15 protein-coding genes (1 of these 15 cut by a window edge) are annotated in these 24,562 nt (G+C 70.4%); 11 read left to right on the plus strand and 4 right to left on the minus strand.

Annotation, left to right across the window (positions count from 1 at the left end):
- Positions 1–162: 162 nt before the first annotated feature.
- From IPJ59_RS23890 to IPJ59_RS23910, 5 genes are all read left to right on the plus strand, one after another.
- Positions 163–2,559 (plus strand): DUF4139 domain-containing protein, encoded by a 2,397-nt coding sequence (locus IPJ59_RS23890; RefSeq protein ID WP_293273435.1) that lies wholly within the window; start codon positions 163–165, stop codon positions 2,557–2,559.
- 160 nt (positions 2,560–2,719) lie between these two features.
- Positions 2,720–6,856 (plus strand): nSTAND1 domain-containing NTPase, encoded by a 4,137-nt coding sequence (locus IPJ59_RS23895; RefSeq protein ID WP_293273436.1) that lies wholly within the window; start codon positions 2,720–2,722, stop codon positions 6,854–6,856.
- A 61-nt stretch (positions 6,857–6,917) separates the two neighbouring features.
- Positions 6,918–7,985 (plus strand): ADYC domain-containing protein, encoded by a 1,068-nt coding sequence (locus IPJ59_RS23900; protein WP_293273437.1) that lies wholly within the window; start codon positions 6,918–6,920, stop codon positions 7,983–7,985.
- Between the two features lie 121 nt (positions 7,986–8,106).
- Positions 8,107–9,057 (plus strand): adenylate/guanylate cyclase domain-containing protein, encoded by a 951-nt coding sequence (locus IPJ59_RS23905; protein WP_293250871.1) that lies wholly within the window; start codon positions 8,107–8,109, stop codon positions 9,055–9,057.
- A gap of 32 nt (positions 9,058–9,089) precedes the next feature.
- Complete coding sequence (locus IPJ59_RS23910; RefSeq protein WP_293273438.1) at positions 9,090–10,799, plus strand: IgGFc-binding protein; 1,710 nt, start codon at positions 9,090–9,092, stop codon at positions 10,797–10,799.
- 109 nt (positions 10,800–10,908) lie between these two features.
- On the opposite strand, the gene IPJ59_RS23915 is transcribed toward IPJ59_RS23910, so the two are convergent.
- Positions 10,909–12,204: an NAD-dependent epimerase/dehydratase family protein gene (locus IPJ59_RS23915; protein ID WP_293273439.1), complete on the minus strand. Its 1,296-nt coding sequence runs from the start codon at positions 12,202–12,204 to the stop codon at positions 10,909–10,911.
- 121 nt (positions 12,205–12,325) lie between these two features.
- Between IPJ59_RS23915 and IPJ59_RS23920 the strand changes: the two genes are divergently transcribed.
- Entirely contained in the window at positions 12,326–13,675 is a 1,350-nt protein-coding gene (locus IPJ59_RS23920) for an NTP/NDP exchange transporter (RefSeq protein ID WP_293273440.1), read from the plus strand.
- A 16-nt stretch (positions 13,676–13,691) separates the two neighbouring features.
- On the opposite strand, the gene IPJ59_RS23925 is transcribed toward IPJ59_RS23920, so the two are convergent.
- Entirely contained in the window at positions 13,692–15,296 is a 1,605-nt protein-coding gene (locus tag IPJ59_RS23925) for a DUF4215 domain-containing protein (protein ID WP_293273441.1), read from the minus strand.
- A 95-nt stretch (positions 15,297–15,391) separates the two neighbouring features.
- Positions 15,392–15,781, minus strand: a complete 390-nt coding sequence (locus IPJ59_RS23930; protein ID WP_293250886.1) for a response regulator — start codon at positions 15,779–15,781, stop codon at positions 15,392–15,394.
- A gap of 226 nt (positions 15,782–16,007) precedes the next feature.
- Here IPJ59_RS23930 and IPJ59_RS23935 point away from each other — a divergent pair, with 226 nt between their 5' ends.
- The 5 genes from IPJ59_RS23935 to IPJ59_RS23955 all read left to right on the plus strand — a co-directional run bounded on the left by IPJ59_RS23935 (position 16,008) and on the right by IPJ59_RS23955 (position 23,650).
- Positions 16,008–17,234, plus strand: a complete 1,227-nt coding sequence (locus IPJ59_RS23935; RefSeq protein ID WP_293273442.1) for an ArsB/NhaD family transporter — start codon at positions 16,008–16,010, stop codon at positions 17,232–17,234.
- A gap of 125 nt (positions 17,235–17,359) precedes the next feature.
- Positions 17,360–18,043 carry an HAD family hydrolase gene (locus IPJ59_RS23940; protein WP_293273443.1) on the plus strand — a complete coding sequence of 228 codons (684 nt, stop codon included), beginning with the start codon at positions 17,360–17,362 and terminating at the stop codon, positions 18,041–18,043.
- Positions 18,044–18,464: 421 nt separating this feature from the next.
- Positions 18,465–19,247: a hypothetical protein gene (locus IPJ59_RS23945; protein WP_293273444.1), complete on the plus strand. Its 783-nt coding sequence runs from the start codon at positions 18,465–18,467 to the stop codon at positions 19,245–19,247.
- Between the two features lie 237 nt (positions 19,248–19,484).
- Positions 19,485–21,974, plus strand: a complete 2,490-nt coding sequence (gene lon / locus IPJ59_RS23950; RefSeq protein WP_293273445.1) for an endopeptidase La — start codon at positions 19,485–19,487, stop codon at positions 21,972–21,974.
- Positions 21,975–22,261: 287 nt separating this feature from the next.
- Positions 22,262–23,650 carry a hypothetical protein gene (locus tag IPJ59_RS23955; RefSeq protein ID WP_293250901.1) on the plus strand — a complete coding sequence of 463 codons (1,389 nt, stop codon included), beginning with the start codon at positions 22,262–22,264 and terminating at the stop codon, positions 23,648–23,650.
- Between the two features lie 105 nt (positions 23,651–23,755).
- Here the strand turns inward: IPJ59_RS23955 and IPJ59_RS23960 are convergent, their stop codons facing one another.
- Positions 23,756–24,562, minus strand: partial view of a peptidylprolyl isomerase gene (locus tag IPJ59_RS23960; RefSeq protein ID WP_293250904.1) — the 3' portion only. The gene runs 60 nt beyond the window's last position; the window shows 807 of its 867 coding nt (coding positions 61–867); its start codon lies off the right edge, out of view — the gene reads right to left on this strand; its stop codon occupies positions 23,756–23,758.

Below are 24,562 nucleotides of genomic sequence, written 5' to 3' on the forward strand. Positions count from 1 at the left end.
CGCGGGACCGCGCCAAATTGGCGCCGGGCCGGCGGCGCACGCCTGCGGGGCCGCAGGAGGCCAGATCGAGGCGATCTAAGGGGCCCGGCCGCGGGGTACAGTCGGCTCCGGTAGGAGATCTTGCCTTTGCGCCCACGCCACCTCCGTCTCGCGTCCCTGCTCGTGCCCCTCGTCGCCGCCGCCTGTGCCCACGGCCGCGATCCGTACGCCGCCACCGACAGCACTCTCGGGCTCGATCGGGTGGTGCTCTACCGGAACGGCGTCGGCTACTTCGAGCGCAGCGGCGAGGTCGACGGCGAGGTGCTCACGATCAAGGTCCGCAAGGACCAGGTCAACGATCTGCTCAAGAGCCTGACGGTGGTCGACCGCCGCAACGGCCAGGCGGTCAGCGTGTCGATGCCGCTCGACCCCCAGGCGTGGGCCAACGCGGCGCTCGCGACCCTCGCGCCCGGGCAGGGCTCGCTCGACCAGGTGATCGACGCGCTGCGCGGCAACGACGTCGTGCTCGGCACGACGCAGGGCAAGATCCGCGGGCGCATCGTGATGATCGAGGCGATCATCGACGAGCCCGACGCGTCGCCGCCAGCGCACAGCGAGCGGGTGATGCCGCCGCAGGCCGGCTCCAAGGACTTCCGCCTCACGGTGCTCGACGGCAAGCGCATGCGGATCGTCCGCCTGTCGAAGGTCCGCACCATCACGCTCCGCGACGGTGACCTCGCGCTGCAGTTCCATCGCAGCCTCGACGCGACCGCGGGTGAGGGCATGTTCCAGCAGGTCGCGGTCGACATCCGCCTGGCCGGGGCGAACAAGCACGACCTCTCGGTCAGCTACGTGGTCGAGGCGCCGATGTGGAAGCCGACCTACCGCGTCGTGCTGCCCGAGGCCGGCAAGGGCAAGGCGCTGCTGCAGGGCTGGGCGGTGGTCGACAACACCAGCGGCGAGGACTGGGCCAAGGTGACGATGAGCCTGACCTCGGGCGCGCCGATCGCCTTTCGCTACGACCTGCACACGCCGCGCATCGTGCCGCGCAGCGACCTCAGCGGCAGCGGCAGCTACAAGCGGGCCGCGGTGGCGCTCGGCGAGACCAGCTACGGCCCGGCCGGCGCCGATCGCGACAGCGACGGCATCGCCGACAGCAGCGACAGCTGCCCCGACACGCCCGAGACCTACAACGGCATGACCGACACCGACGGCTGCCCCGACCAGATGCCGCTCAACGTCGACGCGCCCGCGGCCTCGCGCAGCTTCGAGTCCGAGATCGCGGCCGCCGATGATTACAAGGAGGAGGACGCGGCGAGCGGGGGCATGCGCGAGAAGGCCAAGAAGAAGGACGCGCGCCGGCCGTCGCCGGCGACGCGGGCGTCGGCCAAGTCGAGCGCGGGGCCCTCACCGGACGCGTGGGGCGGGCCAATGGGGGGCGCCGCGTCGGCCAGCCCGGGCGCCCCGCCGCCGCCGCCGGCCGTCGACTTCGAGTCGCTGCGTCGCAGCACCCAGGCCAACGCGCGCGCCAAGGAGATCAGCGGGCTGACGCGCTTCGACCTCGGCAACCGCGTGACGGTGCCGGACGGCACCTCGACGATGGTGGCGATCATCAACGAGGACGTCGAGGCCGAGCAGACCTTCCTGTTCAAGCCCGGGGGCGCCGGCACCGGCTACGAGCAGAACCCGTACCGCGTGGTCCGCTTCAAGAACAGCACGCCCTTCGTGCTCGAGCCGGGGCCGATCAGCATCTACACCGGCGGCAGCTTCGTCGGCGAGGGCATCTCGGAGGCGGTCGGCACCGGCACCAGCACCACGATCCCCTTCGCGGTCGAGCCCGGGGTGCTGGTCAGCTCGTCGAGCCAGTACAGCGGCGAGGACATGCACATCGTCCGCATCGTCCGCGGCACGATCGAGGTCGAGAACTTCCAGCGCATGACCACGACCTGGACGGTCAAGGGCCCGCCGAGCGGCACTGGCTTCACCGTGCTGGTCCGCCAGAACAAGCAGGGCGGCAGCTACGCGCTCAAGACCAAGATCGACGGCGCCGAGGAGCTGCCAGACGCCTACCTCATCCCGGTCAAGGCGCCGCCGAACCAGACCGGCGGGTCGGTCGAGGTGGTCGAACAGACCCCATCGCGCACGACGCTGACGATCTGGGACAGCCGCGTGCCGCTGCTGCTCGACATGGTGCTCAAGCTGTCGAACCTCGACGCGGCGACGCGCGCGAGGATCCAGCCGTTGATCGCGTTGCGTCAGGAGATTGGCCGCATCGACACCGAGCTCGAGGGCCTCGAGGCCCAGCGGATCGAGCTCGACCAGCGGGCCAGCGAGACGCGCGAGAACCTGGAGGCGATCAAGAAGGACCCGCGGGCCAACGACCTGCGCGCGCGCCTGAGCAAGCGCCTGGAGGAGTTCACCCGCGACGGGGACAAGATCGGTCGTACCCTGGTCGAGCTGCAGTCGAAGCGCCTGGAGAAGAAGATCGAGCTGGAGGACCTGCTGCAGAACCTGGACCTCAGCGTGCCTGATCCTCCGACCCCGACGAGCCCGCCAACCAAGGGCCGCGACGGCAAGTGATCACAGTGTAGGTGCCGCGCCCTCAAGGTCGCGGCCCACAAGGGCCTGCAAGGACATGACCGAGGAGGACGAAGGCCGCCGCAAGCTCGTGAAGGTTGCGCTCCTCTGGCGATCGGAGGAGGATGACCTGGGATCCGATGCGCACGCCCCGGAGTCAGCCATGACGCGCGAGTCCTCGGTCCGCCACCCGGGGGCGCCCGGCGTCGGCATCCTGAACCGCAGCGGATCGAAGGCGAATGCGGCCGGGGGCCGCATGAGTCAGTCGGGGCGGCACAACAAGCTCGAGCGCAGCAGCGTCTCGGGCACCCCCGGGGACGCTCCGGTCGAGCCCGGTGACTGGGTGCCGCCGCAGCGCTTCGACGAGTACCGGCTGATCCGTCTGCTCGGGCGCGGCAGCATGGGCAGCGTCTACCTCGCCCACGACGACGTGCTCGATCGGCCGGTGGCGGTGAAGTTCATCGGCAACGTTGCGCCGGACGCGGAGGACCGCGAGCGCTTCCTCGTCGAGGCACGCGCGGTGGCCCGCATCCAGCACCCGAACGTGATGGTGATCTATCGCGTCGGCGAGCTTGAGGGGCACCCGTTCCTGATCACCGAGTACATCCGCGGCAAGAGCCTCAGCGAGCTCACCGTCCCGCTGCCGTGGCGCAAGGTGCTGGAGATGGGGATCGGTCTGGCGCGTGGGCTGGCCACCGCGCACCGCATGGGCGTGCTCCACCGCGACATCAAGCTGGCCAACGCCGTGCTGACGGACGACGGCGAGATCAAGCTCCTCGACTTCAGCCTCGCCAAGCTGCTCGACGAGGGCGCCCCGGAGCCCAGCGCGTCGGGCGATGAGCACGACATCGGCACCACGACGCGGGCCGCGCTCGCGGCGGTCGAGCGCCATGCCGCTGAGGTCCGCCCGCGGGTCGACCGCATGGCCGAGACCGTCAAGATGCAGGCCGTGATCGAGGCGGCGGCGGCGGGCGGCGCCGTCGGAGGCGGGGGCGCCGAGGTCGAGGCCGAGGCGTCGAACACGTGGACGCGGCGCTCCGCGTCGCTGACGCAGGTCGGCACGCTGCTCGGCACGCCGCACTACATGGCCCCGGAGCTGTGGCGCGCCGAGGCGGCCTCGCGCCGCTCCGATGTCTACGCGCTCGGCGTGCTGCTCTACATCCTGTGCAGCGGGCGCCCGCCGACCGAGGCCACCTCGCCGGTCGAGCTGGCGACCCGCGTGCAGGAGCAGGAGCCGCGCCCGCTGCTCGAGCGGGCGCCGCGGGTCGACCCGCGACTGGCGTCGATCATCGACCGCTGCCTGCGTCGCGATCCCTTCTCGCGCTTCGCCTCGGCGGACGACCTGCGCAGCGCGCTCGAGCAGCTCACGCCGATGGGTCGCGAGCTGGCGATCCCCGAGGGCAACCCGTACCGCGGCCTGCAAGCGTTCGAGGCCCAGCACCGGGCGCTGTTCTTCGGCCGCAGCGCCGAGATCCGCGCGGTCGTCGAGCGCCTCCGTGGTGATGCGATCGTCGTCGTCGCCGGCGACTCCGGCACCGGCAAGTCCTCGCTGTGCCGCGCCGGCGTGCTACCGGTCGTCGAGGAGGGCGGCCTCGAGCCGGGCCGCTCGTGGGCCAGCGCCGTGATGACCCCGGGTCGCTACCCGCTCCAGACTCTCACTGCCACCCTGGCTGGCCTCTTCGACATGACCGAAGAGACAGTGAGCGCCCTGATCGCGGGCCTGCCCGACGCGCTCATTCGGGCCCTGCGCAAGCAGCTCGGCGACGTGCGCGGACGACTCATCTTCGTCGACCAACTCGAGGAGCTCGTCACGCTTGGCGACGCCCAGGAGGTGGCCGTCGTCGGCCAACTGCTGGCCCGCCTCGCCTCGGGGATTCCCGGGTTGCGCATCATCACCACCGTGCGCGGCGACTTTCTGACCCGCGTCGCCCAGATCCCCGCGCTCGGCGACGAGATCGGCCGCGCGATCTATCTCCTGCGGCCACTCTCGCCGGAAGGCGCCCGCGAGGCGATCGTCGGCCCGGCGCAGACCAAGGCGGTCAGCTTCGAGACCGAGGCCCTGGTCGACGAGCTGGTGAAGGCGGGCTCGCGCGGCAGCCTGCCGCTCCTGCAGTTCGCGCTCGCCGAGCTGTGGGAGATCCGCGACAAGGCCTCGGCGGTGATCACCGCCGCCGACCTGACCAAGATCGGCGGCGTCACCGGGGCCCTGGCTCGCCACGGCGACGGCGCGCTGGCCCAGCTGCTGCCCGCCCAGCGCCGCGCCGGCCGCCGCGTGCTGATGCGCCTGGTCACCCTCGAGGACACCCGCGCCAGCCTCAGCGAGGAGGAGCTGGTCGCCGGTGAGGCCCCCGCCAAGGCGGCCCTCAGCGCCCTCGTCAACGCTCGCCTGGTCGTCGTTCGCGAGGTCGGCGACCGCGTCGTCTTCGAGATCGCCCACGAGGCCCTGCTCGCCGGCTGGGCCACGTTGCGCGGCTGGCTCGACGAGGAGCGCGAGAGCCGTGCCGTACGTCACCGCCTCGAGCTCGCGGTCGCCGACTGGGAGCGCCTCGGTCGCAGCCGCGACGGGTTGTGGACCAACGTGCAGCTCAAGGAGACGACGCTGCTCGAGCCCGAGACCCTGCGCCCGCGCGAGCGCGCCTTCCTCGACGCCAGCCGCACCGCGATGGCGCGTGGGCGCCGGCTGCGTCGCGCGGCGATCGTGTTGCTGCCGACCATCGCCCTCGCGACCTACGGCGGCCTATGGCTCAAGGGACAGGTCGATTTGCGCCGCAAGATCGATGCCCACGTCGAGATCGCCGGTCAGCAGGTCGCACGCGGCGAGCAACTGCAGACCGAGGCCGAGGTGCTGCGCGAGCAGGCGCTCGGCCTGTTCGACGACGCCAAGGGGCAGGCTGGCAACTCGCTATGGCTGCAGTATCAGGGGGAGGTCGCCCGCATCGACACGACGTTCAGCGCGGCCGCGCAGGCGCTCGAGGCGGCGCTGGTGCTCGACGCGTCGCGCGATGACCTGCGAGCCCGTCTCGCCGAGGTGCTGTACCAGCGAATGCTGGTGGTCGAGGGCCTGCACGAGCCCGGCCGACTGGCTGAGATGCAGGCGCGGCTCGAGCTCTACGACGTCAGCGGAACGCTGCGTACGCGTTGGAACGCGCCTGCTGTGCTGCACGTGACCAGCGAACCGCCGGGCGCTGTGGTCACGTTGGAGCGATACGAAGCCGACGCGACCGGCCATCAGATCCCGACGGTGCTCCGCAAGGTCGACACCACGGAGACCGCGGCGATGGAGGTTGCGCCCGGCTCGTACCGGATGATCTTCCAGCTGCCGGGCTACGAGACGGTCTACTACACGGTCCGGGCGAAGCGAAACGAGGCGCTCGAGGTCGCTGTTGTGCTCCCGCGCGAGGACACCCTGCCGCCCGGCTTCGTCTACATCCCGCAGGGTCGCTCCCTGTACGGCAGCGTCGACCCCGAGCCGGTCCGCAGCTTCTTCACCGCGGAGCCGGCGCGGGAGGTCGAGACTGGATCGTTCCTGATAGCTCGTCACGAGGTCACCAACGCCGACTACATCGCCTTCCTCGCGGCGCTGCCGCCCGCGGATCGGCTGGCCCGGCTGGGCCCCGAGCTCGCGGCGTGGGACTCCGGCCTCGGGCTCGCCCAGCTTCCGGACGGCACGTGGCAGTACGAGCTCAAACTCGGCGAGGAGACCCAGACGGCGCCGCTCGGCGCCAAGGTCCGCCTTGTCGACCAGAGCAGCGTCGACTGGCGACAGCTGCCGGTGGCAGGTCTCACATGGGGGGATGCGGAGGCCTACCTCACCTGGCTCGCGCGAAGCGGGACGCTGCCCGGTGCGCGCATGTGCAGCGAGCGCGAGTGGGAGCGGGCGGCCCGGGGGGCAGATGACCGCAGGTTCCCGCATGGCGACTCGCTCTCAGTGGGGGAGGCCAACTTCGGCGCCAACATCTCGGGTGTGCTGCTCGGCCCCACCGTGGTCGGCTCATTCCCCGCGTCGGACTCGCCCTTCGGCCTGCACGACATGAGTGGCAACGTGTTTGAGTGGGTCACGAACCAGGACGGCAGCGGCATCCTCATCGCACGGGGCGGCGGCTATCTGTTCGACCGCAATACTGCCAGCGCGGTCAACCGAGGCACCGTGGACCCGAACCTGCGGCCGGCAAAGGTCGGCCTGCGAGTCTGCGCATCGTATCCCAGGGCGCTTGATACGACGTGTAGGCAAGGACGCCCGCGGACGCGTCGTCGATGGCACATGTCGGACATCGTGACACTGATTCTTCGCCAGCTATAGGCCCCGGGGTTGCGCTCTGATACGGTGGCGAAGTCGGGGAGGGTTGGCTATGTCTCGCAACATGCAAGTCGGTCTGGTGGCGGTGGCGATGGTGTCGCTCGTGGGTTGCTACCAGGGGGTTGACGTTGAGGACCTGGTCGACGAGATCGCCGAGATGCGAGACACCGAGAACAACGCGATCAAGCTCAACGGGTTCACGTTCAACGGCATCTCGTTCAACGGCTTCGGCTTCAACGGCATCTCGTTCAACGGCGTCTCGTTCAACGGATTCTCGTTCAACGGCGTCTCGTTCAACGGCATCTCGTTCAACGGCGTCTCGTTCAACGGCGTCTCGTTCAACGACGTCTCGCTCAATGGATCGAGCATCGAGGTCAAGAAGAAGGTCAACGGCAAGTGGCTCAGGAAGGGCGGCGAGGAGCTTGTCGGGATGGACATGAAGATCACCGCCGATGTCCGTGACAGCGAGGGCGGCCAACACGTGATGGACTTCCTTGTCCGCGCCGACGACATCTACACCGACCTCGTCTACGACGACATCCACTACTACCACCTCTCGATCAGCCTCAAGGGCACGGACGTCTGGCAGCCGCTCTGCGAGGGCGGTGTCCCGGCGATCCCGCTGCAGAACTACTGGAACGAGGCGACCGGCGCCCGCGTGGACGACAAGAACTTCGTCACCTTCGCCTGCACCAACGGCGTGCTTGCCCACTGCACCCAGTGGGGCTACCGCCCGTGGGCCGAGGCCGAGCAGTGTGACGACGGGAAGGGCAAGAAGGGCAAGAAGCACTGCCACGACATCTCGCTTCAGGATCACCACCAGGCCTGCACCCGCATGGCCCGCGCCGACTACTGCGGCGACGGTGTGGCGTGGACGGTGCCCGGCACGCCGATCGACATCTACGACGCCCTCGACCCGCAGATCGAGGCCCCCGAGACCGACTGGCCCGTCGAGGCCGAGTGGAAGCCGAACGGCGCCTACTGCCTCAACGACATCCGCCAGCAGGGCTGGAAGGCTCAGGGCAAGTACCCGACCTGCAAGGGGTCGAAGGCCAAGGTGGTCGCCAACTGCGGCACGCTCAAGGACGACCGTGCGCTGGTCGCCAGCAAGTTCGAGCCGCTCAAGAAGTGAGGCGGGCGCCCCCGCGGCGGCGCGACGCGTCGCTGGCCGCGCGCGTTGAGACCGGCGCGTGCGTCGGGTCTCGGGCGTTGTCCGCCCATGACGTGGCGAGCGCGGGTAACCTGGCTTCGTCATGCCCATCGTCGAGTTCGACCGCGAGAAGACCGTGGAGGTCGACGACCCGGACCTCACGCTGCTGGAGATCGCACGGGAGGCTGGCATCCCGCACGCGTCGGCCTGCGGGGGCAACGGTCGCTGCTCCACGTGTCGCGTGATGATCCTCGAGCACCCAGAGCACCTCGATCCGCGCAACGCCGTCGAGACCCGCCTGGCCCGCGCCAAGGGCTTCGAGGACAACATCCGCCTCGCCTGCCAGACGACCATCACCGGCGACGTCAAGCTGCGCCGCCTGGTCATCGACGAGGAGGACCTGCAGCTCGCCCAGGACGGCACGCCGCAGACCACCGGCAAGGACCGCCAGCTGGCGATCCTGTTCTCGGACATCCGCAACTTCACGCCCTTCGCCGAGAGCCACCTGCCCTACGACGTGATCCACATCCTCGGCCGCTACTTTCGCAAGGTCGGTGAGCCCGTGATCCGCCACGGCGGCTACATCGACAAGTACATGGGCGACGGCATCATGGCGATCTTCGGCCTCGAGCGGGCCACCGCTGCCGAGGCCTGCCTCGACGCCGTGGCCGCGGGCCTCGGCATGCAGGAGAGCCTGGACGAGCTCAACGTCTACATCAGCAAGCAGTTCGACACCACGTTTCGCATGGGCATCGGCGTGCACGTCGGGTCGGTGATCATCGGCGAGATGGGTCACCCCCAGAAGATGCAGTTTACGGCGATCGGCGACACGGTGAACATCGCCAGCCGCATTGAGTCGGCGACCAAGCAGCTCGGCGTGGGTCTGTTGGTCTCGGCCGAGGTCCGGGCCTTGCTCGGCGACGCGGCCCGCTACGGCCTGTCGGAGCTCGTGAACCTCAAGGGCAAGTCCGGCGAGCACTTGCTGTCGGAGGTCGTCGGACTGAACGTCGTCCCCCCTCCGGCCGTGGCGACGCCCGGTGCTCCGGCGCCTTGATCGCCGGCTGGTGGCGCGCGCATACTCGCGCCATGATGGACCCGCGTTCGCGTCTGCTCCTCGCGCTCTGTGTCGCTTCCTGCTCGGACAGCGGTGGCGGCAGCGGCTCGCAGGGCAGCACCGGCCACGTCACGAGTGCGACGGCGACGGCGACCGATAGCGGCACGCCGACGGGTGGCGTCAGCGACAGCGTCACGCCGACCACCAGCGACGGCGGCGCCAGTGGGAGCAGCGGGAGCAGCGGGAGCAGCGGCGGCGGGATCAAGTACGACCTCGGCGTCGAGACCAGTGATACCGGTCCCACCGGGACCGCGTGTCAGATGGCCGAGGCGGCGCAGAGCAACCAGGGCTGTCTGTTCTGGGCGGTCGACCTGCCGAACGCGTGGAAGGTGACGCTGTCGCCGGCGCCCGAGGAGCAGACCTACGCGATCGTGGCCGCCAACACCGGCGGCGAGACGGCCGGGGTCATCGTGTACGCCGGCGCCGACGGGACCCCGCTGCAGAGCGCCAACATCGGCGACGGCCAGATCCACGTGTTCAAGTTCGACAACAGCCACGGCACCAAGAACCGCGAGAACTCGGTCGGCCTGGCCTATCGCGTGGAGAGTGACCAGCCGATCACGCTCTACCAATTCAACCCGCTCGACAACAGCACCGAGGTGTTCTCCAACGACGCGTCGCTGCTGTTCCCGGCGCACGTGCTGGACAAGGACTACACGGCGGTGACCGGCGACGGGATGCGCCTGCTCGGGCCCGGCGGCGACTTCAACGCCGGCGCCTTCGTGACGGTGGTCGCGACCGAGGACGACACCGTTATCGACCTCTATCCGCCCAAGGGCATCCCGCTCTATCCGGGCGCGACCAGCGTGGAGATCGACCGCGGTCAGACCTACACCCTGATGTCCAACGCTGTGCTCTCGCTGCTGCAGAACACCGCCGGCCAGGGCAACCTCTCGGGTACGCGGGTGGCGGCCACCAAGAAGGTCGCGGTGTTCTCGGGTAACGTCGCCTCGTTCGAGCCGACGCCGCAGCAGGGTTGTTGCGCCGACCACCTCGAGCACCAGATGCTGCCGCTCTCGGCGTGGGGTCGCGGCTACGCGGTCGTGCCGGCCCCGCCGAACACTGACAACGACAAGGAGGACAAGGTCCGCGTGCGCATCACCGGCAGCTTCGACGGGACCAAGCTGAGCTACTCGCCCGCGGCTCCGCCCGGGGCGCCGGCGACGATCGACGCCTACGAGACCGTCACCTTCGTCGCCGCTTCGCCGTTCATTGTCTCGTCGGAGCAGACCTTCGCGGTGACCCAGTTCCTGCTGTCCAACGCCGTGATCACCGAGGACCCGACCCCCGATGACGACGCCGACAACGGCTTCTGGCCCGGCGACCCGGCGATGATCCTGGTCCCGCCGACGGCGCAGTACCAGAGCCGCTACGTGTTCCTCGTGCCCGCCGAGTACGCCAAGAACGCGGTCACGATCGTCCGGCCCGCGGGGGCGCAGGTCAGCCTCGACGGCGTCGATGTCACGGCGACGGGCGACTGGGGCCCGGTGGGCAGCGCGGAGGGCACGAGCTACGAGCGCGCACACTTCACCCTCAAGTCGGGCGCGCACCAGGTCGAGGCCGGCGGCGACGCGAAGGTCGGTATCACCGTGGTCGGCTACGATGTCGCGGTCAGCTTCGGCTACGCCGGCGGCAGCGGGGTGGCCTTCATCGGCGCGGCGCCGGTGCCTCCGCCGCAGTGAGGACGGCGCGCCTGGAGGCGACGTGGTCGCCCGTGGTCAGGCGTGAGCCTGGCCCTTCGGACATGTCACGCAGGGCATGTCCGATTGGACATGTACTCCAGGACATGTGTCAACCGGCCGTGGCGGCGCCCGCCGCCGCGGCCGGCTGGGCGGCGGCGCGGGGCTTGGCGCGGGGCTTGCCGGGCTTCACCGGCCGGGCCGGCGCCTGCTGCTGGTGCCAGGCCGCCAGCACCTCGGCCTCGCGCTCGCGGGTGATGCCGGCGCGCAGCTTGCCCTGGCGCTCGGGCGGCAGGGTGGCCCACCAGTCGAGGGTCGCCTTGATCGTCTCGTCGAGCGGGCGGTGACGCAGGCCGCTGGCGATCGCGCGGGCGCTGCTGGTGGTCGTCAGGCCGACGCCCTCGCCGACCGGCGGGACCCACACCGGCATGTCGCTCCACGCCGCGATCTGCTGCGCCTCGAGGAACTCGGCCGCGGCCCAGGTGAAGCGCGCGTCGCTGCCCGCCACGCGCTTGCACGCGTCGAGCATGCCGCCGATGCCGAGCGGATTGGCCGGGCCGTTGACGTTGTACACGCCGACGTGACCGCGCTCGAGCGTGGTGAGGATGAAGTCGGCGAGGTCGCGGACATCGATCATCTGCACCGGGTCCTGCGGGTCGCCCGGGGCGAGCACCTCGCCGCCCTGGGCCACGCGCACGGGCCAGTAGCTGAAGCGGTCGGTCGGGTCGCCGGGGCCGACGATCAGGCCGGGACGGATGTTGGTGGTGCGGCCCGGCAGCGTGGCCTCGACCGCCTGCTCGCACAGGGCCTTGAGCGCGCCGTAGAACTCCATCACCGCCTCGACGCTGGGGTCTGGCATGGTGGCGACCTTGTGCGTCTCGTCGACGCCAGGGGCGGTGGTCTCGGTGTAGACGGAGATCGACGAGACGAAGACGTACTGGCGGACGTTCGCGGCGAGCAGCTCGGCCGAGGCGCGGACCACCCGCGGCACGTAGCCGGAGGTGTCGATGACCGCGTCCCAGCGCCGGCCCTGCAGCGCCGCGAGGCCGCCGTCGCGGTCGCCGCGGAGCTTCTCGACGTCGGGGAACAGGCCCGGGCGAGTCTTGCCGCGGTTGAACAGGGTGGGGGTGTGGCCGCGCTGCAGCATGCCCTCGACCAGGTGCGGGCCGAGGAAACCAGTGCCGCCGAGCACCAGGATCTTGAGCCGCTCGCCGCCGAGGACGACCGGCTCGGGCGCCAGCGGTGGGTCGCTCGCGGGGGCCTTCTCCGGGGCGGACGGCGGCGGTGTGGGCGTCGCGCCCGGACGACACCCAGCGAGCCCCGTGAGGCCAGCGAGGCCAGCGAGGGCGCCCGCGTGGCGCAGGAACAGACGGCGAGGGATCGGTGCGGGGGCCCTGGGTGGCGTCAAGGTGCTGTCCTTTGCGGCGGATGGGACCCGCGTGGCGCTACCCGAGTTTCGCGTCCCGCCAGCGGCGAGCGCACGTTCAGGCGAACGCCGATGCGTCGCCGCCAGCGTACACTCGCCCAGGATGCCCGTCGACCCGCGCCGGCCAGGTCGTGGTCTGTCCTTCGAGACAGGTGAGCCGGGACCAGGGCGATCGCTGCGGGCGCTTCAGCGGGTGGTCGCGGTGCGCGGGCACGAGGTCGCGGCGACGCTGTGGTCGACGGCGTTGTTCTTCACGGTGCTGTGCAGTTACTACGTCATCCGGCCGCTGCGCGACGCGATGGGCATCACCGGCGGGGTGACCTCGCTGCAGTGGATGTTCACCGCGACCTTCGCGGCGATGCTGCTGGCGGTGCCGCTGTTCGCGGCGGTGGTCGCTCGCTGGCCGCGGCAGGTGTTCATGCCGTGGGTGTTCCGCGGCTTCGCGTTGCAGCTGCTGGGCTTCTTCGCGGCGATGCAGGCGGGCGCGGCCGCGGTGATCGTGGCGCGAGTGTTCTATGTGTGGGCGGCGGTGTTCAGCCTGTTCGTGGTGTCCGTGTTCTGGGAGTACATGGCCGACCTGTGGCGCCGCGAGCAGGCGGAGCGGCTGTTCGGCTTCATCGCCGCGGGCGGCACCGCCGGGGCGCTGGTCGGTCCCTTGCTGACCGGGCAGCTGGCGCCGCGGGTCGACCTGGCCTGGCTGTTGCTGCTGTCGCTGCTCGGGCTCGAGCTGGCCGCGCTGTGCGTGCGCCGGCTCGGGCGCGTCGCCGCTGCCGCTGCCGGACCCGACACGCCGGCGAGCGAGGCGGCGATCGGCGGCGGGCTGTTCGCGGGCTTCACCCTCGTGCTCGCCTCGCCGCGCCTGCTGGCGATCTGCGGCTACGTGCTGCTGCTGTCGATCACCGGCACCTTCCTCTACTTCGAGCAGATGACGATCGTCGAGGCGGCGATCGCCGACGCCGGGGCGCGCACCGCCCTGTTCGCGCACATCGACCTCGCCGTCAACGCGGCGACGCTCGTGCTGCAGACGGCAGTGCTCGGGCGCCTCCTGCCGCGGATCGGCCTCGGCTGGACCCTCGCCGTGCTGCCGATCGTGTCGCTCGCGGCCTTCCTCGCGCTCGGGGCGGCGCCGCTGCTGACCGTGGTGGTGGTCGTCCAGGTCGCGCGGCGGGCGGCCGACTACGCGCTGGCCAAGCCGGCCCGCGAGGTGCTGTTTACGCAGGTCGGGCGCGAGGCCAAGTACAAGGCCAAGAGCTTCATCGACACCGTGGTCTATCGCGGCGGCGACGCGCTCAGCGCGTGGAGCTTCCGCGGCGCCACCGGGCTCGGCCTCGGGCTCGCGGGGCTGGCCCTGCTCGTCGCACCGGTCGCCGCGCTGTGGATCGCGGTCGGCTTTCGCCTCGGGCGCGGGGGCAAAGAAAATGCGCCTTCGGACAGGTCCGAAGGCGCAGGTTAGCGGCGCGTTGCTACTGCTACTGCGGCAGGGCCTGCAGGCGGATGCCCGCGCCGGTCATGTCGGAGTAGGTGTAGGGGCCGACGAGGCCGCCGACGGTCTGGGCCGCGAGGGTGTCGGGGTCGACCTTGAAGGCCAGCTGGGCGCTCTGGTCGACGACCCACACGAAGCCCTCGATGTCGATGCTGACGCCGACGGTGGTGATGCAGCCGGGCAGGTTGATGTTGGGGTTGACGATGGTGTTGTTGACCGTGTCGACCTGGACGAGGCAGCCGCCGCCGCCGTTCTTGGCGATCCAGCCGCGGTTCTCACCGTCGACCATGAGGCCGCGGAGGCAGCCGCCGGGGTTGCCGACGTTGATGAACTTCTGGTTCTTGCTGTCGAAGGTGACGACCTGGCCGCCGCAACCGCCGAACCATGGGTCGCCCTCGCCGTCGAGCGCCATGCCGTACGACGAGACCTGGTTGAGCATCGGGTCGTTCCACATCGTGTAGCTGTTGTCGGCGTGGTTGATGCGGACCAGCGGGCCGTGCCAGCCGGCGACCCAGAAGTCGTGGTTCTTATCGACCGCGCCGCCGTAGGGGCCCCAGGAGTTCTTGTTGCCCCACACCGGGACCTTGACCTCGGCGATGAGCTTGCCGTCGATGTCGAGGTGCCAGAAGTAGGCGTCGCCGGGCTGGCCGTACCAGCCCATCCACAGGGTCTGGGTCTTGAACTCGCAGGTCTGCGGGTCCTGGTCGTCGAAGTCCCAGCCGAGCGGGCGCGGGCCCTTCTGCTCGTTGTTGTTGTTGCTGGGGTTGATCTTGACGTTCCACAGCTGGCACTCGTCGGCGCCCCAGGCCTTGATGTCGCCGGGGCCGGTCGAGGTCTCGATCATGCCGTTGGCGTTCTTGTCGATGCAGTCGTCGGGGTCGGCGGCGTAGAGGGTGACCGAGCCGGAGATGCGGTTGGCGACCGCGGCGTAGCGGCCGTCGACGTTGACAGCGGTGCGCGAGGGGCTCGAGGCCTGGACCGAGTCGGTGCGGTAGCGGCCGACCTCCTTCAGCGTGGTGGTGTCGATCTTCGAGACCGTGCCCTGGCCCGAGTTGGCGATCCAGATGTAGCTGAAGTCGAAGTTGCCGCCGCCGCCCTCCTGCTGGTCGCAAGGGACCAGCTTGCAGGTGTTTGAACAGCTGTCCTTGTCGATGTCGTTGCCGTCGTCGCACTCCTCGCTCACGTCGACCAGGCCGTCGCCGCAGACCGGCTGGGGGCCGCCGCTGCTCTCGCCGCCGCTGCTGTCCGAGACGCCGACCGTGGTGCCGCCGCTGGTGCTGGCGCTGACGTTGCCGGTGCTGGCGGAGGTCGAGGGGTTGCCGGAGGTCGAGGGGTCGCTGCTGCCGGTCGTCGCCGTGGTGGTGGCGGTGCCCGTGCCCGAATCGCTGGTGCCGGTCGCCGTGCCCGTGCCCGAGTTGTCGGTGGTCGGCGTGGTGTCGGGGCCGTTGCTGGTCGGGGTGCTGTCGCCGGTGCTGGCGCTGCCGGTCTGCGTGCCGGTGGCAGACTCGGTGCCGGCGGCGGTCGTGTTACCGCTGTCGCCGCAGGCGCTGAGAGTGAGGGCTGTAAAGGAAAGGAGGAGGCTGCGGCGCATGCCTCCGAGCTATCACGCCGCGCCGGAGAATACGAGTGAAAATACCTGCCGCGACGGGTGGATCCACCCGTTCCCGGGTGTGGCGGCGGGGGCCTTCAGCTGGCGGGGGTGGGCCGGTCGACGCGATGGACCGAGAGGATCTGGCACACACGGTCGACGATCGTGTCGAGGCTGGCGGGCTTCTGGATGCAGCCGACGGCGCCGAGGTGGCCCTGGATCTCCATCAGCTGTTCGATCGGCAGGCCGCTGAGGATGACCACCGGCAGCGGACGAACGTCCCCGACGTTGGCGGCGCGGCGCACCATTTTCATCGCCGTGTCACCGCGCATGTCCGGGAGGTTGATGTCCAGGAGCAGCAGGTCGGGCTGAAAGCGGAGCACCACGGCGACCAGCAGGAAGCCCTTGTCGAGCGTCTCCACGGTGAAGCCCGCCTCGGTCAGCGCGCCCTTGACCACGCGGGCCGTCGCGCCGTCGTCTTCAACCACAAGGACCCGTGGTGCTCGTGTCGTCACGGCAACAGAGGTTGCCCAGGTTCGCCGGCACCGTCCAGAGCAAACTCGCGGGCGTGTGAGGGCCCGCAGCCCCAGGTCCGGCGGAGCGCTTGCGGCGTCACCTGGCTGTGTGCTCTTGATCGCCGGCTGTGGCGGGCGGCTCCCTGGTGTGGACCTGTGCGGTGCGGCCGCGGTGCGGCTACGCGCTCGTGGGAGGGGCATGCACGCGGCGGTCGTGACCGTCTTCCTGGCCACCTACTTGCTGGTGGCGACCCGGCGGCTGACCTGGCTGCCCGTCGGTCGGGTGGCGGGGGCCTTGCTCGGAGCGGCCGTGATGGTGGCGATCGGCGGGCTGACGCCGGCGCAGAGCTTCGCGGCGATCGATCACGACACGATCTTGCTGCTGTTCGGGATGATGCTGCTCATCGTGTACCTCGAGCGCGGCGGGCTGTTCGCCCGCGTCGTCGCCGGCGCGTTGACGCTTGCGCGCACGCCGGGGCAGCTGCTGGTGCTGGTCTCGCTGCTGTCGGGGATCTTGTCGGCCTTCCTCGTCAACGACGCGGTGTGTCTGCTGCTCACGCCGATCGTGGTGGCGCTGGGTGTGCGCGCCGGGCTGCCGCTCGCGCCGTATTTGTTGGCGATCTGCACGTCGGCGAACATCGGCTCGGCGGCGACGCTGGTCGGCAACCCGCAGAACATGATCATCGGCAACCTGAGCGGCCTCGGCTTCGGCGAGTTCATGGCGCTGGCTGGGCCGCCGGCGCTGGTCGGGCTGGCGATCAACACCGGGCTGCTGTGGCTGTACTATCGTCGTCGGCTGCCGGCGGGCTCGCTGCCGGCGGCACCCGATCGTGTGCTGGCGATCGATCCGCTGGTGCTGCCAGTGCTCGCGCTGGTGACGATCGGCTTCCTCGCGGGGCTGCACCTCGGCTACACCGCGCTGGCCGGCGCGCTGGTGTTCGTGGTCCGCGATCGTCGGGCCCCCGAAGCCGCTCTGGCGAAGGTCGACTGGGGCCTGCTGGTGTTCTTCTGCGGGCTCTTCATCGTCGTGCAGGCGCTGGCCAACACCGACCTGCCAGCGCGGGTGTGGGCCGGCGCGGCGCCGTCGCAGCTCGGGTCGCCGGGCGAACTCGCGGCCTTCACCGGCCTGCTCGCGCTCGGCTCGAACGTGGTCTCCAATGTGCCGATGGTGCTGCTCGCCGGTCCGGAGATCGCGGCGTACGCCGACCCGCGGATGGCCTGGGTCCTGCTCGCGCTGGTGACCACGGTGGCCGGCAACTTCACGCTGCTGGGGTCGGTGGCCAACCTCATCGTCGCCGAGCAGGCGGCTCCGCAGCACGAGCTCGGCTTCTTCGAGTACCTGCGCTTCGGCGTGGTGTCGACCCTGCTGGTGTTGCCGGCGGTGGTCGCGGTGCTGTGGTGTGAGCTGCGCTGGCTCTCAGGCTGAGTGACCTGGCCCGAGAGACAGACCGGGGGGGTCGGGCGGGCAGGGGACCGGGCACCGCCGGGGGCAGCCGCCCAGGACCGGCCGGAGATTCGCCCCCGGGCCCGCGCTCGGCTAGTGTGCGGCCGATGTCCCCGCCGCACGCGCTGCTCCTCGATCTCGACGGCACCTTGATCGACAGCGAGATGGTCCACGCCGCCGGTCTCGCCCGCCTGTGTCGCGACCGCGGCGCGCCGCTGGCCCCCGAGGAGGCGCTCTACGTCATCGGCCACGGTTGGCGCGAGATCTATGATCACCTGCGCCTCGGCGAGCGCCTCGGCATCAGCGTCGAGGCGGTGATCCAGGGCACCGTCGCCGCCAAGGAGATTTTGTTCGGCGAGGGCCTCGAGCTGCCGGCCCTGCCTGGTGCGCGCGAGCTGTTGGCCCTGGCCCGCGAGCACGCGATCCCGGTGGCGATCGTCACCGGCTCGGCCCGCTGCGAGTTCGAGCAGGCGCTCCCGGCCCTCGGACTCAAGCCTGGCGAGCTGGCGGCCTCGGTCTGCTCGGAGGACGTCCCGCGCGGCAAGCCGAACCCGGACGGCTACTTGCGGGCCGCCGAGCTGCTCGCGGTGGCGCCGGGCTCGTGCCTGGTGATCGAGGACAGCGAGGCCGGCATCGAGGCTGCGCTCGCGGCCGGGATGCGGGTGGTGGCCAGCGCCGCCGGTAACCGCCCGGTGGGCAGCCCGGGCCACCAGGACCAGGGCCGCGCGCAGCACCATCTCGCCTCGCTCGCTGGCCTGCGCCTCGCCGATCTCGCGGCGATGATGGGGTAGTCCGTGCGCGCCGGCTGTCCGATCGCACATGCCCCGAGGGCCCTGTCGCAAAGTACAGGAGGCCACGCGTGAACGGGCCGGTGCTGCTCATGCTTCCGGACCCGGAGGCGCGGGTCGATCCCGGGCGGCCGGTGCTGGGTGTCGCGTCCGGGCTGCGCCTCGCCGACAGCGCCCGCAGGGCTGGCTTCGCCACGGTGCTGGTCGCCCCGGGCACCCACGCGAGCCCGCCAGGGCGCTGCCCGGCACACTCGGAGATCGCGTCGACGCGCCGGCGCTGGTCATCCTCGAGAGCGCCGCGATCGAGCCCGGGGCGCTGCGACGGCTGTGCGGTGCCGCGGGTGAGGGCAGCCTTTACGACGAGCGCGGGCGGCCAGTCGGGTGGTGGAGTGCGCGCCTCGGGCGGGTCCTGGGGGCGCTGCCGGTGGGCGAGGCACTGGTCGCGCCGGAGGCCCCGGCGCCAGCCGAGCTCGCGCGCCTGGTCGACGCGGACGATCTCCCGCGCATGGAGGCGCTGATCGTGCGCGCCATCGCCGACGCGCCCGAGCACGTGGCCCTGAACCACGCCGCGGGTCCGTGGCGGCGCTGGCTCGAGCTGCCGCTGCTGCGCTGGTTGTGCGCGCGGGCCCGGCCGCCTGGGCGGGTCGAGCTGGTCGCGCTGCTGTTGGCTGCGCTGTCGGGTGTGCCGGCGTTGCTCGAGACGCGGCTCGGTCTGCTGCTGTCCGCCGGACTGTTGCTGGTCGGGGTCCAGCTCGCGTTCCTGGTCCCCGAGCTGCGCGCCCTGCTGCGGCCCGGGGCGGCAGCTGCGGCGGGCTGGCTCACGCCGGCGATCCGCCCCTTCGGCCACGCCTCGCTCGCGGCCGCGTTGACCTACGGCCTGGTCGCTTCGCCAGTGCGCACCGGCGCCGCCGATGTCGTCCTCCTGGTGCTCGGCGGGTCCGCGGCGTTGCTCTCGCTGGCGCAGGCCCGCGCCGTGCTGCGCGGTCAGCAGTCCACGCCGTTCGAACTGCCGAGCCTCGAGCGCTTCGCCGCGGAGATCGAGCTGCCGTTCCCGGCGTGGTTGCGGACACCTGTGCGAGCCGAGCTCCTCGTGTTCGTGCTCGCGTGGATCGGCGCGCCCGGGCTGCCCTGGGGCGTGCTCGTGGTCGTCGGTCTGGCGCGGCTGTGGCGGTGGTTCATCGGCCACCCTGACGCTCGGGTCAGCTGACGTCTGACCTGGCTCTACCGACAGGCTGGCCCGAGAGACTCGTGGCGTCGCGACCGATCTCAGTGATGCGCGTCGGTGTCGGGCGATCTTCGGCGTGCGTCTGCGCGAGGTCTCCCGCGAGTGCAGTGCGAGGCCCGACGATCGGCGACTCATCGCGCGTGCACTGCGTTTGACCGAGTTTTGAGCCGGTGCTAGCTTTGCCCGGTCGCGCGCTATTCCCGCGTGAAAGCCCTGCTCATGCCTGACAAGCCTCAGACGCCTCCGCTGGCCCGCAAGATCCCCTTACTGCCGCTTCGTGAGCTGATCGTCTTCCCGCACGAGGTTGTGCCGCTATTCGTCGGCCGCGAGAAGTCCATCAATGCACTCGAGGAGGCGATGGCGACCGACCGCGCCATCCTGCTGTGCGCCCAGAAGAAGGCCAAGGTCAACGACCCCAAGCCCGAGGGCATCCACACCGTCGGCACCATCGGCAGCATCATCCAATTGCTGCGCCTGCCCGACGGCACCGTGAAGGTGCTGGTCGAGGGCAAGAGCCGGGCTCGCATCGGCCGCTACATCGACCACGACAAGTACTTCCTCGTCGAGGCCGAGCTGCTCGAGCCGGCGCCGGTGAGCGCCGAGGACGAGGCCGAGATCTCGGCGCTCATGCGCTCGGTGCAGCAGACCTTCGAGAACTACGTGAAGCTCAACAAGCGCGTGCCGCCCGAGCTGGCGGTCAGCGTGCAGAGCATCGACAACCCGTCGCGCATGGCCGACACCATCGCCGCGCACGTCAACTTCAAGCTCACCGCCAAGCAGGAGTTGCTCGAGACGGAGTCCATCCGCGCCCGCCTGGAGAAGCTCTACGAGCTGATGCAGAACGAGATCGAGATTCTCCAGGTGGAGAAGAAGATCCGTACGCGCGTCAAGAAGCAGATGGAGAAGAACCAGAAGGAGTACTACCTCAACGAGCAGATGCAGGCGATCCAGAAGGAGCTCGGCAGCCAGGACGAGTTCAAGAATGAGATCGCCGAGCTCGAGGAGCGGGTGCGTCGGCGCAAGATGAGCGCCGAGGCCACGGACCGGCTCAAGAAGGAGCTGCGCAAGCTCAAGATGATGAGCCCGATGAGCGCCGAGGCGACCGTCGTGCGCAACTACATCGACACGGTGCTCGCGCTGCCGTGGGACGAGCGCACCGTCGAGAAGCTCGACATCGCCGAGGCCGAGGGCATCCTCGACGCCGATCACTACGGCCTCGACAAGCCCAAGGAGCGCATCGTCGAGTACCTCGCCGTGCGTTCGCTGGTGCCGAAGCTCAAGGGCCCGATCCTCTGCCTGGTCGGCCCGCCCGGGGTCGGTAAGACCTCGCTGGCCAAGAGCGTCGCGCGGGCCACCAACCGCAAGTTCGTCCGTGTGTCACTCGGCGGCGTGCGCGACGAGGCCGAGATCCGCGGCCACCGTCGCACCTACATCGGCGCGATGCCCGGCAAGATCATCCAGGGCCTGCGCAAGGCCGGCAGCAACAACCCCGTGTTCCTGCTCGACGAGATCGACAAGATCTCGATGGACTTCCGCGGCGACCCGTCGGCCGCCATGCTCGAGGTCCTCGACCCGGAACAGAACAGCGCCTTCGTCGATCACTTCCTCGACCTCGACTACGACCTCAGCGACGTGCTGTTCCTGTGCACCGCGAACTCGCTGCACTCGATCCCGCTGCCGCTGCAGGACCGCATGGAGATCATCGAGCTCAGCGGCTACACCGACGAAGAGAAGCAGAAGATCGCCCGGCAGTACCTCATCCCCAAGCAGCTCGAGGCCAACGGGATGCAGAACGCCGAGATCGTGTTCACGGACCAGGCCGTCCGCGAGCTCATCCACCACTACACCAAGGAGGCCGGGGTCCGCAGCCTCGAGCGCGCTGTGTCCTCGGTGGTCCGCAAGCTGGCCCGCGAGTACGTCAAGGACGGCAAGAAGAAGAAGTCGTTCAAGGTCGATCTGCGGCTGGTCCAGCGCCTGCTCGGGGCCCAGAAGTACCGCTACAACAGCGCCGACGCGAGCGACCAGATCGGCATGACCAACGGCCTCGCGGTCACGATCTTCGGCGGCGACCTGCTGCCCGCCGAGGTCACCCTCACCGCGGGCAAGGGCAAGGTCACCCTCACCGGCAAGCTCGGCGAGGTCATGCAGGAGTCGGCCCAGGCGGCCGTCACCTACGTCCGCTCACGCAGCCCGTCCTTGGGCCTCGAGCCCGACTTCCACGAGCACGTCGACTTCCACGTGCACTTCCCAGAGGGCGCCGTGCCCAAGGATGGCCCCAGCGCGGGCGTCACGATCGTCACCTCGCTCGTGTCGGCGCTGCTGCGTGTGCCGGTCCGCAAGGATGTCGCCATGACCGGCGAGATCAACCTGCGCGGCAGGGTGCTGCCGATCGGCGGGCTCAAGGACAAGGTGCTCGCCGCCTTCCGCGGCGAGATGAAGACCGTCATCTGCCCGCGTGACAACGAGAAGGACCTCGCCGACGTGCCGAAGCACGTGCTCAAGGCCCTCGACATCAAGCTCGCCGACACCATCGACGACGTGCTCCGCTGGGCCCTCGTGCCCCTCCCGGAGGACCACCCGAACGTCGCCCTGCGCAAGTTCCTCGCCGGCGTCGACGTGACCTCGCCGGTCGACTGGCGCGAGGTCAACCGCTACCTCGAGGAGCGCCGCCGCAAGGACCGCGAGGCGCATGAGAGCGGCGTACACTAAGGCCCGCGCCCCGCGAGACCCGCGGCCATGAGCCCGGGTTCTGCGACCCGAAACCCGCGGTCATGAGCCCGGGTCTCAGCCAACGTCCCTCGTGCGCCCGTCCTCCGGGAGATCTCCCGGGGGGCGGGCGTCGTGCATGTGATGGCCGCCAGGACTGGCCCGGCGCTGTCAGCCGATGGCGGGGCCGCGTTGCAGGCAGGATGGCCCGCCTACAGGGGCAGATGCAGGGCGCGTATTCGTGCGCGCCCGCAGTTGGCCGTGGTACGGTCGGGCTCCTTTCCGCGCCCATGCCCCGTCGCCGTCCCGCCGCTGTCCTGATCGCTTGCCTCCCCGTGACGGCCTGCAACTTCGACGCGTACGGCCTGGCTGCGACCACCGATGTCGAGCTCACCGCAAGCAGCAGCAGCAGCACCGGCGTGGCACCGGAGCCAGGCTCCACGGGCCCGGGGTCGAGCACCGGCCTGTCGGAGCCGGGCACCAGCGAGGGCGGCGAGAGCAGCAGCAGCAGCAGCAGCGGCGAGATGGCCTGCACCGAGGATTGCCCGCCGACCCCCGTGTGGACCGTGACAACCCCCGGCGATGCCCACGCGCTCGTGCTCGACGAGGCCGGTGACGCCGTGATCGCCGGTGAGCGCATACAGACCAACGCGCCCGCCTCCACCGACGTCTGGGTCGCGAAGTTCTCCGGGAAGGCGGGCCAGTTGGCCTGGGAGACCCGCCACAACGGCCACCAGAAGGGCCGCGATTTCGCGCGCGATGTGGCGCTCACGGCGGATGGCACGGTCGTGGTCGCCGGCGGCAGCGAGGAGGTCGAGGGCCGGCGCACGGACGTGTGGGTCGGCTGGCTCGCAGGCGACACAGGCGAGCTGCTGGCCAGCAGCAACCTCATGACCACGGACTGGAACGGCGCCGGGGTCAAGCTCGACGAGTGGGCCGAGACGCTGGCGATCGATGACGACAGCGGCCTCGTGGTCGCGGGCACTCGCTGCGCCGTCCCTTGCGACGTGCCCGACGCGTGGATCGGCCGCTTCACGGCTGCCGGCGCGCCGGTTTGGGCCGAGCCGATGCTGGCCTGCGCGTCCGGCTCGTTCCGCGGCCTCGTGCTCGACCGCGAGTCGCTGCTGCCGTTTGGCACTGACGGCTACGACGGCTCACAGGTGCCCTGGCGCAGCCTGATCCGCCGCCTCGACGCGGAGGGCGCAGGCACCTGGAGCGCCTTGCCCGATCCACCGCAGGCTGAGATCGGCTTCGTCGTCCTCGCAGGCGCGCTCGCCCCGGACGGCGGCCTGTGGGTGGTCGGTAGCGAGATCGTGGCGGGCACGGACGGCGGCTTCATCCGCCTGTACCGGCCGGACGACGCCGACACGCCGATCGTCGAGCTCCGCGGTGGTGCGCTCGCCGGTGAGCTGTCCGCGATCACCTTGACCGGCGACGGCGCGCCGATCATCGCTGGCGCGACCGGACGCTACCCCGGACGGAGCCTCTGGCTCGGCCAGTTCACCACCGAGCTCGCACCGCTGTGGCGCATCGATGAGCCCAGCGTCGAGGTCAACGAGGCCCGCGGGATCGCCCGCGACGCCGAGGGCGGGCTCATGGTACTCGGCGTCCAGTTGCCACCGGACAACGGCCCCGCAACGACCTGGTTGCGCCGCTACAGCCCCGCCGGCGCGGCCTGAGGCTTGGCTGTCCCGAGGGACAGCTGCGATAGCGAAGCCTCACTGAACTCGGCATCCATACCCGCGGCCTGAGCCCGGCTGTCCCGAGGGACAGCTGCGACAGGCTCACTTCTTGGCGCGCGTGAAGGTCAGCGAATTGATCTTGATCTCGTCGAGGGGCCGCTCCGAGCGGGTCTTGACCTCGCTGATCTTGATCGCGACCTTGGGGTCGCACTTGCCGAAGATCGCGTGCTTGTCGTCGAGGTGCGGGGTCGCGGCGACGGTGACGAAGAACTGCGAGCTGCCGGTGTTCACGCCGCGGTTCGCCATCGACAGGATGCCCGCCCCGACGTGGCGCAGGCTCGTGTCGAACTCGTCGGCGATGAGGTAGCCGGGGCCGCCAGTGCCGGCGCCGAGCGGGTCGCCGGTCTGGATCATGAAGCCGGGGATCACGCGGTGGAAGATGATGCCGTCGTAGAAGTTGGCGGTCTTCCACTGGTCGGTCTTCTTGTCGTAGAAGGGCCGCACGCCGCGGGCGAGGCCGACGAAGTTGGCGACGGTGTTCGGCGACTTGTCCTCGTAGAGCTCGCAGCGAAACTTGCCCATCGTGGTGTCGAAGGTGGCGAAGAGCTTGCCCTTGCTCGCGTCCTCGAGCACCGGATCGCCGGCCAGCGCGGTCTTCAGGTCGATCTTCCCCATCGGATCGCCCTGCGCCTTGTTGTACTCGAGCACGTCCTCGGCGCTGAGGCCCGCGCGGACGATCTGGCCCTTCTTGTACTTGGGCCCCGGCGCCACGGGTGGGGCCGGGGGCTTCGCCTCGGGCTTGGGGGGCACGGGCGCCGTCTCCACCTTCTTGGCGTCGGCCTTGGCGTCGGCCTTGCCCGGGGCCTGCTTGACGTCAGCCTTGGCGTCGGTCTTGGGGGCGTCGGCCGC

The organism is Nannocystis sp. (assembly GCF_016714285.1).
In the GTDB taxonomy this organism is placed as follows: Bacteria; Myxococcota_A; Polyangia; order Nannocystales; family Nannocystaceae; genus Nannocystis.